We start from the raw sequence: 16230 nt of genomic DNA on the forward strand, positions 1-16230 counted from the left end.
TCTGGTGTCGCGTTAGGTAAGTGTTCGGTGTCTCTCTATTCAAGCGTTTTGCGCTGCTGTTTGACGACCCTCGAATAGCGCGGTAATCAGTAGATAAAGCAGCATCAAGGTACTGGCCAATAGCCACGGCTGCCAAGTGATAAACACCAACAATTGTCCGTGAGCAAAATACAGGCCGATGCCCAGTCCGATATAAGCCAGTATGCGTTTGACCGGGTAATCTACTGGATAATACTTTTGCCCCAACAGGTAGGAAACGATAGCCATGCTAGCATAACAAGCCAGAGTCGCCCAGGCCGAACCGACATAACCGAGCACCGGTATCCACCAGAGATTGAGTAGGATCGTCAGCGCCGCTCCGGCTAAGGATACCAAAGCGCCCAGCAAGGTTCGATCGGTTAATTTATACCAGATGGACAGGTTAATATAAATGCCTAAACAGAGATTGGCCAGCAGCAGAATCGGTACGACTTCAAGTCCTGCACGGAACTCGTCGCCGACAAAATATTGAAAGAAATCGATAAATAAGGTGACCAGCAGGAAGATGAATACGCAGAAAATGACAAAAAACTTAAGCACGACTGCGTAAATTTTGCGGGCATCGCTGTTGTCGGCGTAAGCAAAGAAAAACGGTTCGGCGGCATAACGGAAAGCCTGAATGAACAGCGACATCAAGATCGACAGTTTGTAGCAGGCGCTGTAAATCCCCAGCATCTTCATGTTGGTCTGGACATCGTAAGGCAACAGGTACTTTAGCAGGGCGCGGTCGAGCATTTCGTTGATGATTCCGGCGAAACCGATCACCACCATCGGCAATGAATAGCGCGCCATGCGGCCGAATAATGCCCGGTCAAACCCCCAGGCAAGACCGGATAACTGGGGTGCAAGCAGCAAAAACTTAAAGCCGCTGGCCATTAAATTGGCGATAAAAATATAGCCTATGCCTATTGCGGGGTTGTAGATCAGCGCTATCCACGATTCGGGGTTGGTCGCGTAGACCTTGGGGCAATAGATGATGAAAAACAGGCTGAGCAGCACGGTCAGCAGTATCTCGATGATTTTGACGCCGGCAAAGCGTAAGGCTTTATTTTCGGCTCGAAGCCGGGCAAACGGAATGGCGGCAACCGCGTCCAGGATTAAAATCAGGCTAAAGCACAAGACATATTCCGGGTGATTGGCGTAGTTTAGCGCGGCCGAAAGTTGAGTGTTGACGAGCAGTATCAAGCCAAAAAAGCCGATATTGATCAGCACCACGAACAGCAGCGCCGTCGAATAAGCGAGATCACGGCCGGTGTGTTCCTTGTCGCGAAAGCGGAAATAGCCGGTTTCAAAGCCGAGCAGCAGCAACACCGAAAAAAACCCGGCATAAGCGTAAAACTCCGACACCACCCCGTATTCCGCTGCCGTGAAATAATAGGTATACAGCGGCACCAACAGGTAGTTGAGGAACCGGCCGAAAATACTGCTAAGGCCGTAGACTGCGGTTTGCGATGCCAGTTTCTTTATAATGCTCATGGCGCGAAATTATACATGAACGGGGTAGGGGCGCGGTGTTTATGCCTGAAAGCGTAAAGAATGAATCTTATTTTCTACTCCCCGCGTCGGCTAAAGCGCCTACTGTTGTTGGTTAGAGATAGACCGTAGCGCATCCGGAACATGCGCTAAAGCCTTCCAATTATCAGGCGTGGTTAGCCTTTATCCTCGGCATAAAACCACATTTGATAAATGCTCAGCAAGATTTGCAAGCCCATTGAAATCCCCATTAACGCACCGCTGGCAACGACTACGTAGGCGAATGAAGGAATGGATTTGGTAATAAACCACGACAGCACATCCAATAACATCGCGGCAAAAGGAATGACGACGGCGACTCTTTTGACGAGTGCATTAATGTCGCAAAGCAGGAAAATCTTGCCGATAAAAAATAGAATAAAAGCAATGCCGAATAAATGGATATGGGAAACCCGGATCAAACGCGGGTATGATGCGCCTCCGGAATGTGCGACTTCGGATACGCCTGCGTAATCGGTTAAATCGGGCAGGGAAGGGTTAATGGCGCGTGTATGGCACTTGATGCAGTCGCGGTTTAAGATGGGGGCGATTTTTTGGTCATAATCAGGCTCATCGGCACCGTCTTGTATCCATTTTAAGATGAGGTCCTTATCGTTTTTATATTTCAGGTTGGGTTCCATAATGCCATTAATGGCCGAACCTAAGCGCGTCTGGTCATTTGAACCGTGATAATTAATGGTCACGTCGGCAATGGATAAGCCGGCGATACCGTCACGACCCTGATGGGTATAATACAAATTGCTCAGGGCAACCAGATAGCCGAGTCCCACGGTTAGCAGAAATACAGTGTTTAAAATTCTTTCGCTGACGGAAATATCGCGAAAGCGGGTATAAGATTCGGGCATGATTGCTGGTGGATAGTGGCGATGGGCAGTGTGAGAAGGATTGCTATCCGGATGAACAGCGCCCTGATTGTAACGTTGCAATGATTTGAATAAAAGTTTACTGCGGAGTAAAAATGAGGGCTAATTCAATAAAGCTCCTTTCAATTACCATTGTTGCTTGTGAGTGGTTATAATTGGCTGCGCTGAATACTGATCATAGAGGTGAATTATTCGCCTTGCAGGATGGACAAGTTTAAAACTTGCCTTTATGCCCCTTGTAGGCACTACAATCCAACCGAAAACAGATGTAATTATTTTAATGTTAATACTGATGCCAGAATGCTTGAATCATTCTGTAATATATAGTACCGGGAATTTGTTCTGAGACGCATGTCTGTTAAAACTTCTGCTGCTACCTTATCAAAAATCCTTGTAGGCAATGAACATGCATAAACGAGCGATTTCACGGTTGCTGCTGCTTTATATTTTGGGCGGATGTATCGTCATCGGAATATCGGTTACTTTGCTGGTAAAAAAAGAGGTGCGAACCTCTACCTATCAGTCGCGTTATCTGTCGGAAATAAGCAAACAATTAAGTTCGGAACTTAAACCGGGACCTAGTTCGGCGATACGCTATCCCGATCATGGTCCTTATGATCAGCGTTTGGGTTACACGCTGTTGCCGGGCGAGATCGCCCGTCTGGAAAAGTCGGGGTACAGCGTTATTACGCAGGCAGCTATTTCGCCGATGATGAGCCGGTTGATTGATGATTACGGCCTGTTTCCGATCTATCGCGAGAAAACTCAGGCTGGGCTTCGCATTGTCGATAGAGCCGACCGAACGATATTTAGCGCTGTCTATCCCACCCACGGTTATGCCGATTTTAATGCCATCCCGCCGTTGGTGTTGAATACCTTGTTGTTTATAGAAAACAGGGAGTTGCTTGATGAAAATCACAAAAATATTAATCCGGCGGTAGAATGGGATCGCTTGGGCTTTGCCGCATTGCAAATGATGGCGCGAAAATTGGGCGCGGATCTCAACGTGCCGGGGGGCAGCACCTTGGCTACGCAATTGGAAAAGTATCGGCATTCGCCGGATGGCTATACCGAATCGATAATGGAAAAGCTTCGTCAAATGGGCAGCGCGTCTCTACGCGCCTATTTGCTGGGACCGGATACGCGCGAAATGAGGCGGCAAATCGCGTTGACTTATTTGAATTCTATGCCGCTGGCTGCGACGGCAAAACTAGGCGAAGTGCATGGCTTGGGTGATGGCTTGACGGCCTGGTTCGGAGCCGATTTTAACGAGGTTAACCGACTACTTAGACCGAACGCCAAGGATGCCGGAAGTATCGCAATCGGTACGACTGCGTGGATGCAGGAGGTAAAGCAACGCAAGGAGCCGTTACCGAAAGAACCGATGCAATCGTTCCATTCAACTGAGCGAACCACCCCGCAACAGGCACAGGCTTACCGACAGGTGCTTAGTATCCTGTTGTCGCAAAGACGGCCTTCCTATTTATTAGGTACGGGTTTCAACGCACTGCAAAATCTTACCGACAGTTATCTGCGCGTACTGGCAGAACAGGGTGTTATTTCAACCTCGCTACGGGATGCGGCCTTGCTGGTATCTACAGTTCGTCATTCTACCCCGGATAAAATACCGGCCAAATTCATGTCCGAGAAAAAAACCCAAAATGTGCTGCGCGCTCGTCTTGCCAGGACTGTGGGGGTAAAATCCAACTATGATCTGGATCGTCTGGATTTGACGGCTAAAACGACCCTTGATTACGATGCACAGAGGGCGATTAAGCAGGCCTTACGCCAGCTGAGTGAGCCTGATAAAGCCCGCGCCGCCGGTATACTGGGCTTTAGATTGCTTAATGAAAATGTCGATCTTAGATCTATAGTCTATAGCCTGATGTTGTTTGAGCGTGGCGAAAAAGGCAATCTACTGCGTGTTCAGACCGATAATTATGATCAGCCGCTCGATATTAGTGAAGGCATACGGCTGGATCTGGGATCAACTGCCAAGTTGCGGACACTGGTGCATTATCTGGAGCTCGTTACCGAAGTCTATCAGCAATATAAAGACCAGTCGGCGCAGGAGTTGAAGCGAATTGAACTGCACCCGCGCGATTATTTATCGGCATGGGTTATCGGTCAGCTGCGAGCCAATCGAGAAATTAGTCTGGAAGTCTTACTTGATGAGGCCCTGGATCGACGCTTTTCAGCTAGCCCTTACGAGAACTTTTATACTGGCGGCGGTGTACATCATTTTAATAACTTTACCCGGGATGAAAATCAAAAAATCATGTCGGTGCGTGATGCGTTGCGTGATTCAGTCAATCTGGTGTTCATTCGGTTAATGCGTGAACTGGTTTATTATCATCTTTATAAACCGGAAGGCATCGCGCGATGGCTGGAAATACCCGATGACCCGCGCCGCCAGGAATACCTGGAACGCTTTGCCGATAAAGAAGGCCAGGTTTATTTAAGACGTTTTTACGAAAAATACCGCGGCAAGCCAGCCGAAGAAATTTTGGAGATGCTGACCGAGAGGGTTTTTGCCAAGCCATCACGTTTGACCATGCTTTATGAGGCAATTTATCCTAACGCAGATGCCAGTGGACTAAGAAGTTATTTGAATGCCCATTTGAGTGCCGCTACCTTAGGCCGAGAGGATATTGACCAGCTTTTTTATAAGTATTCACCTGAGAATTTTGACTTACAAGATCAGGGCTATATCACCAAAGTTCATCCCCTTGAATTATGGTTGGTCGGTTATCTGATCCGACACCCCGATGCTACGCGTGCTGAAATTATAACTGCCAGCACCGAACAGCGGCAGAGCGTCTATCGATGGCTATTTAAAAGCAGCAGAAAAAATGCCCAGCAGCGGCGTATTATGACCTTGCTCGAGGATGAAGCTTTTAAACAGATTCATGCGGCGTGGGATCGAGTGGGTTATCCGTTCGGATCATTAACACCTTCTTACGCGACCGCTATTGGCGCATCCGGTGATCGTCCGGCGGCATTGGCTGAACTCATGGGCATTTTACGCAATGACGGCGTAAGATTATCGACAGTCAGGTTCGATAGTCTGCATTTTGCCCAGGGAACGCCCTACGAAACCGTGTTGGATAAAGTGCCAGAGGTTGGCCAGCAGGTACTTGTGCCGGAACTGGCAAAAGTGGCGCGTGGTGCGCTGATCGGTGTGGTCGAGGCTGGAACCGCAGGACGCCTGAAAGGTGTTTATAAGGATGCAGACGGCAAACCGTTATCGGTTGGCGGAAAAACCGGAACCGGAGATCATCGTCGGAAAATATTTGGAGCCGGGGGGCGCTTGATTGACACGGTATTCATCAGCCGTGCCGCCACTTTTACGTTTTTTTTAGGGGATCGTTTTTTTGGTGTGATGACCGCCTATGTGCAGGGATCTGATTCTGAGCGTTATCACTTTACCAGTTCGTTGCCGGTACAAATCATCAAGTTTTTGGAGCCCACGTTAGCACCTTTGATAAATAAAACGCCGGATGGCGGTGTTTCCAAGATGTTGGCAAATTTAAAAACGGCACCGACAGGCAAGGGTTCGGTTTTGGTATCTCCGCCTTAGTTGATGATGATATTTTTTGTTGCGGCCATCCGCTTATAGTGGTTTATCGTTGGCAATTTCCGCAGAATACCGTTGACCGATTCGCTATCCTGATTTCCGTTAACGGCTGATTGCAGCTAACACACGGTAACCCGGTACGACCATAAACCTTGAGTTGCTGCTGAAAATAACCGGGTTTTCCGGCTTCATTGACAAAATCTCTCAACGTTGTACCGCCTTGCCCAATGGCTTGCTGTAAAACCACGCGAATACATTCAGCCAGTTTTCGATAGCGGGCTAAAGACACTTTTCCGGCTGGGCGCGTAGGCTGTATGGCGGCCATGAACAAGGCTTCATTGGCATAAATGTTGCCGACGCCAACAACGATATGGCTGTTCATAATGAATGACTTAACTGCTGTTTTACGGTTTCTGGACAAAGAATAAAGCAGTTCCCCGTTAAAATCGGCTAACAACGGTTCGGGGCCTAAATTTTTGAGCAACGGATGTTCTGCTGCAGGTTCCGATGTCCATAACACCGCGCCGAAACGGCGTGGATCATTGAAGCGCAGTACCGTTCCGTCATTAAAAATAAAATCGATATGGTCGTGTTTGCCGACTGCCTGATCCGTGGACATAATCCGTAAACTGCCGGACATGCCTAAATGCAAAAGCACGGTGCCTGAAGCGGTGGAAAATAGCAGATACTTTGCTCTTCTGGAGACGGATTCAATGGTCAGTCCGGTTAGTATCTGATTGAGTGTTTCGGGCACAGGCCAACGCAGTTTCGGTTGGCGAATAACGACCTGTTTAATCATTTGGCCTTCAATATGCGGCGCAATACCTCGGCAGGTGGTTTCAACTTCAGGTAATTCCGGCATAGGATTTGGTTCTTGATGTGGACTGGTTTTTGATTATGATGTGAATTCTACCATGGATATACCGGTCGAATTTAGGGGCTTTCATCGCTTGCTGGGGGATGCTTTGCTGCTAGGGATGCATCGGCATCATCACATTATGATATGAAATAGTTTACGTGGGTCGTATAACTGATTTTTTTTAAAGCAAGACAGTCTGTTGAAATAGTCTTTTTAATTATTAAACATAAATTATAATCGGTCGGTGTTTAGTTCGCGGTTTGTTGGCTTGGCACTACGTTAGTTGTTTGCAATATGTATTTTACCAAATGAAGAAAAAAAGTATGAGCAGTGCCTGGGCGGTAGGTAATCATGTAAAAGTTCAGGGTATGTCTAGCGATTTTAAAATACTCTCTTATGATTTTATAACGGGTGGTTGTGTTGAAATGATTCTGGAATCACCGGAAGGCAATAGAATTTTTTTAAGGCGTAGAAAATCGGAAATCTCCGATATTGAGCATGAGTATGATTTCGATACCGGATCTAACGATGCGAGTTACGATTAATAGCGTGAGTTGTACTGGTTTTTATTTTGAACTCGCCAGCCAGAAAATAACTGAGGTTATGCGCACCGGCTCAAAAAGCGTATTATTTGAACAAGATTGTGCCGTGCGCGCCTTTTTCGCTACTTTCTGGCGTGCACGGCACGCCCTACACCGGTATCAGTATCCCTTTATTTTTTAATGCTTTTCGCGGATAGCACTTTCTCATGGGATGCGGGTAATCCCGATATCAGCTAGTTGGAGTTCCATGGATGACAAACTAAGATCTACTACGTTACGGGCAAAAGCTGAAGCGCAACTTCCCCATGCACCTGTTACGAAATCAGCGACTCGACCGGCCGAAGAATTACTCGAGGAACTCCATGTCTACCAAATTGAACTGGAGATGCAAAACGAGGAATTGCGGCGCGCTTATAATGCTCTGGATGACTCCCGTGCCCGTTATGTCAACCTTTATGAATTTGCTCCGGTAGGTTACCTGACTCTTACCCACGAAGGCCTAATTGCCGAAATTAACCTCACCGGAGCTAGACTCCTCGGAATGGATCGGGAAAAGCTCATTAACCGTCGTTTCGCTTCTTTAGTCGCAGCTAAGGACGGCGACCGTTGGCATCTTCTGCTTAAGGGTACCTGATTACCCATAAAGAACAGCCAATGTTACAAGAATGTCTATACTGACAGTATCTACCATACGGATGGGATAACGTCATGAAAAACAAAGTTCAATTTCAAAAAGGCTATAGCCTGGGCGAGTTCATGAAAAATTATGGGAGTGAAGGGCAATGCCGAAAAGCCTTGTTTCATTGGCGCTGGCCTCAAGGCTATGTTTGCCCTGAATGCGGTGGGCAAAGCTACTGCTCCCTGAAAACACGAGTGGTTTATCAGTGCAATCACTGCCACCATCAACATTCCCTCATTAGTGGCACCATTTTTTCTGCGACGAAACTCCCGTTAACAACTTGGTTTCTCGCGATCCACTTGACCACACAAGCAAAAACTGGCGTTTCTGCCCTTTCACTGCGCCGTCAATTAGGTGTTTCATACAATACCGCCTGGAGCATCAAACAGAAGCTGATGCAGGTAATGAAGGAGCGTGATGATAGTAAGCCGTTATCCGGCGTCATCCAACTGGATGACGTGTATTGGGGCGGCGAACATCGGGGAGGCAAGCGTGGACGGGGTTCACCCAACAAAACACCTTTTGTGGCGGCTGTGTCGGTCAACGAAAAAGGACATCCTATTGCCATGAACATGACTGTGGTCAACGGGTTCCGCTCCAAAGAAATCACTCGTTGGGCGAAGCGCCATCTTAGCACCGACAGTCACGTGGTCTCGGACGGACTGGCCTGTTTTGCCGCTGTTACCAAGGCAGGATGCCAGCATACCAGCATCGTAACCGGTGGAGGCCCTGAATGTGTCTCGCTGGAACCCTTCACTTGGGTCAATACGATGATAGGTAATGTCAAAAGGTCGATTGACGGGACTTATCACGCTATCAATCATAAACACCTTCCGCGCTATTTGGCAGAATTTTGTTATCGCTTCAATCGGCGATTTGTCCTTGAGGATATGCTGCCCCGCCTATGTTACGTTGCAGTCAGAACACCACCTATGCCTATGCGGCTACTGAAGATGGCTGAGGATTATGGGTAATCAGGTAAGGGTATGATCCGATCCTCAGAAGAGTTGCATAGTTTCGAGCTCGCTATTCAACGCGCGGATAATTCGCTAGTTTATGTCCAGCTTAACTGCCTGCTGATGACGACTGACGATAAGGTTCCGATAGTGTGAATCACGCTCACCGATATTACCGAGCGTAAACAGACACAACAATTAATACACGAAAAGGAAATCGCCGAACGAACCTTGGCCGAACAACGTCAGTTCATTGCCATGGTTTCGCATGAATTTCGTTCGCCGCTGGCCGTCATCGATACGGCTGCTCAGTTGTTGTCTATTAAAATCTCACCGGTATCTGATTGCACACCGATTGTTTCCCGTATTCGTCGTGGGGTTATGCGCCTGTCCAGCTTTCTCGACAATTGCCTGACTGAAGACCGGCTAAATAGTAACGGTCTGGCCTTGGAACCGGCCGCTATTGATCTTCAGGAGCTGACGGCATCGGTCAAAGACAGCGCCAAACTCATATCCGGGGCGCACCAGATCATCACTGAGCTTGAGCACGGTCTGCCGACACTTGAGGCTGATCCGCAACTGCTGCGCATCCTGCTGCTTAATTTACTGGGCAACGCCATTAAATATTCGCCGACAGCAAGCCAGGTCAGGCTATGTATCAGCTGTAATGGCCTGTCCTGCATCTTCAAGGTCATCGATCAAGGATTAGGCATTCCCGCCGAGGAACAGTCTTTGGTTTTTCAGAAATACATGCGCGGCCGAAGTGTAGCCGCTATTCCTGGTGCTGGACTTGGCCTCGCATTGGTGAAAAGTATTGTCGAATTGCATAACGGCAGCATCGAGATAAACAGTCGGGGTAATGTCGGTACCTGCGTCACAGTGGTATTTCCATTAAAATTAGCGATCAATCTGACTACAAAACGCCCTTTATGACGGTTTACACACCACCGCGCATCGCGATTATAGAAGACGACTACGACCTACTGCAAAGCACGCTGGAATATCCGCACATTGCCGGCTATATCGCTTGGGGTGTCGGCAACGGGGACGCTTTTTATAAACAACTGCTGATTAATCCGGTCGATGTGGTTATGATCGACATCGGTCTGCCCGGCGAAGACGGCTTCAGTATCGCCAGGCATCTACGCAGCATACCTCATCTAGCCATTATCATTGTCAGTGCACGCGACACTCTGGAAGACCGGCTCGCAGGCCTCAATGCCGGTGCTGACCGTTATCTGGTAAAGCCGGTCAATCTGGACGAGTTGATTGCCAACATCAACGCGATGGTACGTCGCAAAGACGCGGATGTTGATCCCCCTATCGAGGCTACCCTGATACAATTCGAGGATGCCCTCTGCTGGCGCCTGTCCGGTCAGCACTGGACGCTAACCTCGCCCAGCGGAGCGGTACTGCCGTTGACCGCCCGCGAATATCGCTTGTTGCAGATGTTAATTGCCGTCCAGGGACAGACGATATCCAAATTCGACATTGCCGACGACATCATCGGTCGGCGCATTATTAATCGCAATGAGCGGCTGGATGTGTTGCTGGCCCGCCTACGCAAAAAAGCCAACGCCACGCTAAACGAACCCCTGCCGATCAAAACCGCGCATATGCACGGTTATGCCTTTACTGCCCCTGCCATAATCCAATAACACCCGGTACAAAAAAAACATATTCATGCAATAAACTGCAAGATCTTGCCATGTTTTGACAGCCTGAATCGGTTTATCATTGAGAAAAATTATAAGTCTAATATCTGGTATAGTCGTTCATTTTTTGCTGCTCTGCCACAGAGATTTAATCACTATTTTCTATTACGTTGCGCGAGGCAATTCTATCAATAATCCCATTATTAACACTTAATGAAACCAGAATATAAGTTATGAGAATCAATATGCCGGTAACCCGCGTGGAATACGTCCTTAAAGACAGTGATTCCATTGTTTCCAAGACCGATCTAAAAGGGATGATTACTTATATCAATGACGATTTCCTTCGAGTCAGCGGATTTACCCAAGAAGAGCTGATAGGGACAGCGCACAATATAGTACGCCATCCCGACATGCCATCTGAAGCATTTGATGATATGTGGTCATCACTAAAAGCCGGCCGCTCCTGGACTGGGATGGTCAAGAACCGCTGTAAAAATGGCGATTATTACTGGGTGTTGGCTAATGCTGCGCCAGTCTACGAAAACAATCAGCACATTGGTTTTATGTCTGTCCGCAGCAAACCCAGCTATTTGCAAATAGAGGCGGCAACGGCTGCCTATAAGCTATTCCAAGAAGGTAAAGCCAGCAAACTAAAAATCCAGGATGGAAAAGTCGTCAAAGTAACGTTACTGAACAAACTTAACCTATTGAAGAATTTGAACATCCAAACCCGCTTAACAGCAGTCATAGCCATCATGGCGCTGCTGTTATCGGTCATCGGCGGCATCGGACTATTCGGCATGGGTAAAGCCCATGATGGTTTGCGCACTGTCTATCAGGGTCACACGATTCCGATAAACCAGCTTGCCGCTATCCAGAAACTGCTGATCACTAACCGGCTGCGCATTGCCGCCAGCCTAATCACGCCAACGCCCGAAGCCATTCAGAAAAATACCACTGAAGTGGAACAGAATATCGTAGAAATTACCAGAATCTGGGATACATATAGGGCTGCCACGCTCAGCCCGGAAGAAATAACGCTGGCTGACATCTTAGCCGAAAAGATGAATCACTTCGTCGAATTAGCCCTGAAACCGGCTGTCGGGGCGTTGCGTAGCGGTGATAGGGTTCTGGCAAACAGCATCGCAGTCGACAAGATTCATTCTCTGTACGTGTCGGTCGACCAAGGACTGCAAAAACTGATGCAGCTGCAGCAAGATACCGCCAGGCAGGAATACGAACTATCGCAAGCGCATTATGACCAGACTCAAAAAATTTCCATGGGTTTGATCGGAGCTGGCCTGACACTGATCCTATGGTTGGGTATAACGCTGATCCGAGCCATCGTGCGGCCACTTAAATCGGCAATTGTAACTTTCGGTCAACTCGCCCAGGGCAATTACAGCAACACCATTGAGATTGAACGGCAGGATGAACTTGGCAAGGTGATGGATTCGCTTAAAGCGATGCAGATTAAACTCGGTTTCGATATCGCCGAAATCAACCGTATCTCTGATGAGAATTTGCGCGTCAAAATTGCGTTGGACAGCATCTGCACCGGCGTGATGATTGCCGATAATGCCCGTAATATCGTCTATGTCAACAAAGCGGTGGTCGATATTATGGGCAAGAATGAAGCGGAGATTCGCCAGCAATTACCGAATTTCTCTGTTGCCAAATTAGTGGGCACCAATATTGATGGTTTCCACAAAAGCCCGCCGCACCAGGCTCAGTTGCTGTCATCCTTGACCGGTACTTATAGAGCCAGGATGTTGCTGGGTAGTCACTCTATGGTGGTGACTGCCAATCCGATGGTTAACGCACAAGGATCACGGCTGGGTACGGTCGCTGAATGGCTGGATCGAACCGCCGAAGTCGCCGTGGAAAAAGAAGTGGCCGCTATCGTGCATGCTTCGGTTATGGGGGACTTGAGTCTGCGCCTGGATTTGCAAGACAAGGATGGCTTTATACTGCAATTGGGTTCAGGCATGAATCAGCTGCTGGAAACCAGCGAAAGCGCGCTTAATGAGGTGGCGCGAGTACTGGGTGCTTTATCCCAATGTGACTTGACCGAAACCATCAGCAATGACTATTGCGGAACTTTTGGAAGGCTCAAGGATGACTCCAATACTACCGTAGAAAAACTGAACGACATCATCACCCAAATCAAGGAAGCCACCGACAGCATAAACACGGCATCTAAAGAAATCGCCTCCGGCAATAATGATTTGTCGCACCGCACCGAAGAGCAAGCCGCCAGCCTGGAGCAAACCGCCGCCAGTATGGAAGAGTTGACGTCTACCGTGCAACAGAATAGCCAAAACGCCAGGCAGGCTAACCACCTTGCTGTCAGCGCTTCCGAAATCGCGGAACAAGGTGTCGTGGTCGTCGGTAAAGTCGTCACCACCATGGAAGGTATCAATGAATCTTCAGGCAAGATTGTCGCCATTATTTCGGTGATCGACGACATCGCTTTTCAGACCAACATCCTTGCTCTCAACGCTGCCGTAGAGGCGGCCCGTGCAGGTGATCAAGGCCGTGGTTTTGCCGTGGTGGCCGTGGAAGTTCGTAATCTCGCGCAACGTGCGGCCACGGCAGCTGGAGAAATTAAAAAGCTGATTGCGGATTCGGTAGAGCAGGTTGAAGGCGGCACTAAACTGGTCGCTCAAGCGGGGAAAACCATGGAAGACATCGTAAGTTCCGTTCGTGGCGTGACGGCGATGATGTCAGAGATCAGTGCGGCCTCAATGGAACAAACCGCCGGTATCGAACAGGTCAATCAGGCGATCGCTCAAATGGATGACGTCACTCAACAGAATGCAGCATTGGTAGAGCAGGCCGCCGCCGCAGCAGAATCACTCGAAGAACAGGCACAAAATCTGTCGGTTACAGTGAGCGGTTTTAAAGTGGGCGGTAACTCGCGCAGTACTTCGGGTTCCTTCGTGGACGCTGCACCCAAAATGCAGCAACGGCATCAGCAGGCTGTCAGGAATGCAGGAAGCAATATTAAGGGTCATGCTCCGGTAGCCAAGCCTAAGCCACAGGCGCTATCCTATAATGATGAGTGGGAGGAATTTTAACAAGGTTGAGCGACTTGGCATGAAATACACCAAAAGACATTGCCTTAACATTTTTTGTATTTGGAATAAGGTGTAAGTGTTGCGGTTTGTTTGTATCAGCTAAATATTGACGGATTGACCGGGCTATTGAGCAAATGTAGCCTCATATTGGTCACAATTTCAAAGAAAAAAAGCCTTACAAATATAAATCTGTAAGGCTTTTATTTTATTGGTGGGGTGTCAGGGATTCGAACCCTGGACCTATGGATTAAGAGTCTAGTTTTATCAAAAAACCACAACACAACACAACAAACAATAATAAATAATTCAATGGCTTAACTGTTTTGTCTTGTTGCCTGTTATTGTCATTTATTGCCCTTTTTTATATTCAATTGCAACGTGAGTGCAACGTGAGAGTATAATCAAACCCTAGAAACAAAGCGGCCTCGCGGGTGTATCAGCACCAAGCAAGGCCTTACCAATAACTTAATTCAGGGTTAAGCAATGGCTGAAAGCATCATATCAGAAAGCCGGTTGCTATCCCATAGGGGCAATCATGGCAACTATCACTAAACGACAAACCGCAGACGGTAAGGCGTACTACACCGCACAAATTCGGCTGAAAGGCTACCCAGCACAAACCGCCACCTTTAACCGGCTTACTGATGCCAAGAAATGGGTTCAAGACACCGAGAGCGCAATCAGGGAGGGGCGACACTTTAAAACCACCGAGGCCAAAAAGCACACGTTAGGCGATTTGGTTGACCGCTACATTAAGGATGTATTGCCCACCAAGCCAAAACAAGCCCCGGCACAGCGGCCACAGATGGAACGCTGGAAAGCTGAGCTGGGAAGTTATCTGTTATCGGATATAACACCGGCCTTAATTGTTGAGGTCAGAGACAAGCTATTATCTGAACCCACACCGCGCGGCAATGTAAGAAATCCGGCTACAGTGGTTCGCTACATGGCGGCGTTATCCCATGCGTTCAGTGTTGCGGTTAATGAATGGCAATGGCTGGAAGATTCACCGATGCGAAAAGTTAAAAAGCCCAAAGAGTCAAAAGGCCGTGTGCGCTGGATGGATGACGAGGAACGCGCCAAGCTCTTAACTGCCTGCAAGGAATCACCCAACCCTTTGCTTTATCCGTGTGTCATTCTGGCATTGTCCACCGGCATGAGACAGGCTGAACAAATGGAACTTAAATGGCCGGATGTTAATTTAAAGGACGGCTTTCTAATCCTGCACGAAACCAAGAACGGCGAACGGCGGCGCGTTACATTGGCAGGGCATAGCTTGGAGCTGTTGCGAGAACATGCCAAGGTTCGGCGTATTGATACCACGCTACTATTCCCAAGCAACCGAAACCCACAGAAACCGATTGATTTACGCAAGGCTTTTTTACATGCAATGGAACGCGCACAGATAACAGATTTTCATTGGCATGACCTTAGACATTGCACCGCTTCTTATTTGGCGATGAACGGCGCGTCACTGGCTGAGATAGCCGAAGTCTTAGGACACAAAACCTTAAGCATGGTTAAGCGTTACGCGCACTTATCGGACGGGCATGTAAGCAACGTGGTTGCCAGTATGAACGCTAAAATATTCGGGGGTGTTTGATGGTGACTATAAAAAATCAAACAGCCTTGGAGCATGGGAAAAAATTATTATCTGATGCTCATGGCTATGAGTTTTTATCTGACACATGGCCGGAAAGATTAGGCATTGATGATATTGCAGTTCTTCAATCTGGCGACATAGAAGGCCCGGATTATTTAGCATGGGATGTATGCCTAACAAAAGCAGGGGAAGTGGGAGAACTTGCCACACAACCGCAACAATGGGGTGTTGCTACTGATTCACCGCCGGAGTTTTGGACAGGTGTCGCGCCAACAAGGCATTTTATTATCCCACTATGCCATGAACACTTGATTGATGGTGCTATTTTATGGCCTGTAGGACTTCAATTAAAATACACAATCAGCCCTTTAGACTTTGCCGAATATCTGAAAAAACAGCATGTACAGCCAAGCAAGTTTATTGCTGCATGGTTTGACGCTTTCGAGATTGAAACGCCTACAACTGAACCGCAAGCCGAAGCCGTGGCAAATGATGGCGCGGGTAGCCATGCAGAAACAGAAACAAAGAAGCCATTAACCAAACTAGAAAAACAGCAGGAGGCTATTTTAGATGCTATGAAGATTAAGCAATTTAAGCCGATGCAGATACCAGACGGCGAAAAAGGGACTATCAGATTAATCTGTGAGTCGGATTATTCAGAATTGTTTAAAGCCGAAACAGCTTTTGATAGAGCTTGGAAGGCCGGAATCAACGAACTATGGAGAATGGAACACCACGAAAGTTATGCAAGACGAGGCAAGGAAATAATTAATCATTAAAACATAAGGTTATAAAAAACGCCCACGAACACCCACGAGCCGCCACTTCGAACACCTACACC

At 48.0% G+C, this 16230-nt stretch carries 12 protein-coding genes; 9 read left to right on the plus strand and 3 right to left on the minus strand.

What is annotated here, in order from left to right; all coding sequences use genetic code 11:
* Positions 1–39: 39 nt before the first annotated feature.
* Together ABXJ76_RS06895 and ABXJ76_RS06900 are read right to left on the minus strand one after the other, a co-directional pair.
* Positions 40–1515, minus strand: a complete 1476-nt coding sequence (locus ABXJ76_RS06895) for a lipopolysaccharide biosynthesis protein (RefSeq protein ID WP_432745447.1) — start codon at positions 1513–1515, stop codon at positions 40–42.
* 173 nt (positions 1516–1688) lie between these two features.
* Positions 1689–2417, minus strand: a complete 729-nt coding sequence (locus ABXJ76_RS06900; protein WP_432745449.1) for a hypothetical protein — start codon at positions 2415–2417, stop codon at positions 1689–1691.
* 418 nt (positions 2418–2835) lie between these two features.
* Between ABXJ76_RS06900 and ABXJ76_RS06905 the strand changes: the two genes are divergently transcribed.
* Positions 2836–6015: a transglycosylase domain-containing protein gene (locus tag ABXJ76_RS06905; protein ID WP_432745451.1), complete on the plus strand. Its 3180-nt coding sequence runs from the start codon at positions 2836–2838 to the stop codon at positions 6013–6015.
* A 43-nt stretch (positions 6016–6058) separates the two neighbouring features.
* On the opposite strand, the gene mutM is transcribed toward ABXJ76_RS06905, so the two are convergent.
* On the minus strand, positions 6059–6874 hold the full coding sequence (mutM, locus tag ABXJ76_RS06910) for a bifunctional DNA-formamidopyrimidine glycosylase/DNA-(apurinic or apyrimidinic site) lyase (protein WP_432745453.1): 816 nt from the start codon (positions 6872–6874) through the stop codon (positions 6059–6061).
* Between the two features lie 320 nt (positions 6875–7194).
* Between mutM and ABXJ76_RS06915 the strand changes: the two genes are divergently transcribed.
* The 8 genes from ABXJ76_RS06915 (at position 7195) to ABXJ76_RS06950 (ending at position 16168) form a co-directional block, all read left to right on the plus strand.
* Positions 7195–7416, plus strand: a complete 222-nt coding sequence (locus ABXJ76_RS06915) for a hypothetical protein (protein ID WP_432745455.1) — start codon at positions 7195–7197, stop codon at positions 7414–7416.
* 244 nt (positions 7417–7660) lie between these two features.
* Positions 7661–8047, plus strand: coding sequence for a PAS domain S-box protein (locus ABXJ76_RS06920; RefSeq protein ID WP_432745457.1), 387 nt, complete (start codon positions 7661–7663; stop codon positions 8045–8047).
* Between the two features lie 74 nt (positions 8048–8121).
* Complete coding sequence (locus ABXJ76_RS06925) at positions 8122–9066, plus strand: IS1595 family transposase (protein WP_432741523.1); 945 nt, start codon at positions 8122–8124, stop codon at positions 9064–9066.
* A 240-nt stretch (positions 9067–9306) separates the two neighbouring features.
* Complete coding sequence (locus ABXJ76_RS06930; RefSeq protein WP_432745459.1) at positions 9307–9981, plus strand: sensor histidine kinase; 675 nt, start codon at positions 9307–9309, stop codon at positions 9979–9981.
* A complete protein-coding gene (locus tag ABXJ76_RS06935) occupies positions 9978–10706 on the plus strand; it encodes a response regulator transcription factor (protein WP_432745461.1) in 729 nt (242 codons plus the stop codon). The genes ABXJ76_RS06930 and ABXJ76_RS06935 overlap by 4 nt, the downstream gene beginning before the upstream one ends.
* 230 nt (positions 10707–10936) lie before the next feature.
* On the plus strand, positions 10937–13786 hold the full coding sequence (locus ABXJ76_RS06940; protein ID WP_432745463.1) for a methyl-accepting chemotaxis protein: 2850 nt from the start codon (positions 10937–10939) through the stop codon (positions 13784–13786).
* Positions 13787–14321: 535 nt separating this feature from the next.
* A complete protein-coding gene (locus tag ABXJ76_RS06945; protein ID WP_432745465.1) occupies positions 14322–15389 on the plus strand; it encodes a tyrosine-type recombinase/integrase in 1068 nt (355 codons plus the stop codon).
* On the plus strand, positions 15389–16168 hold the full coding sequence (locus ABXJ76_RS06950; protein ID WP_432745467.1) for a hypothetical protein: 780 nt from the start codon (positions 15389–15391) through the stop codon (positions 16166–16168). The genes ABXJ76_RS06945 and ABXJ76_RS06950 overlap by 1 nt, the downstream gene beginning before the upstream one ends.
* Positions 16169–16230 lie beyond the last annotated feature (62 nt).

It is taken from the genome of Methylobacter arcticus (assembly GCF_050917435.1).
Classification (GTDB): Bacteria; Pseudomonadota; Gammaproteobacteria; order Methylococcales; family Methylomonadaceae; genus Methylobacter_A; species Methylobacter_A titanis.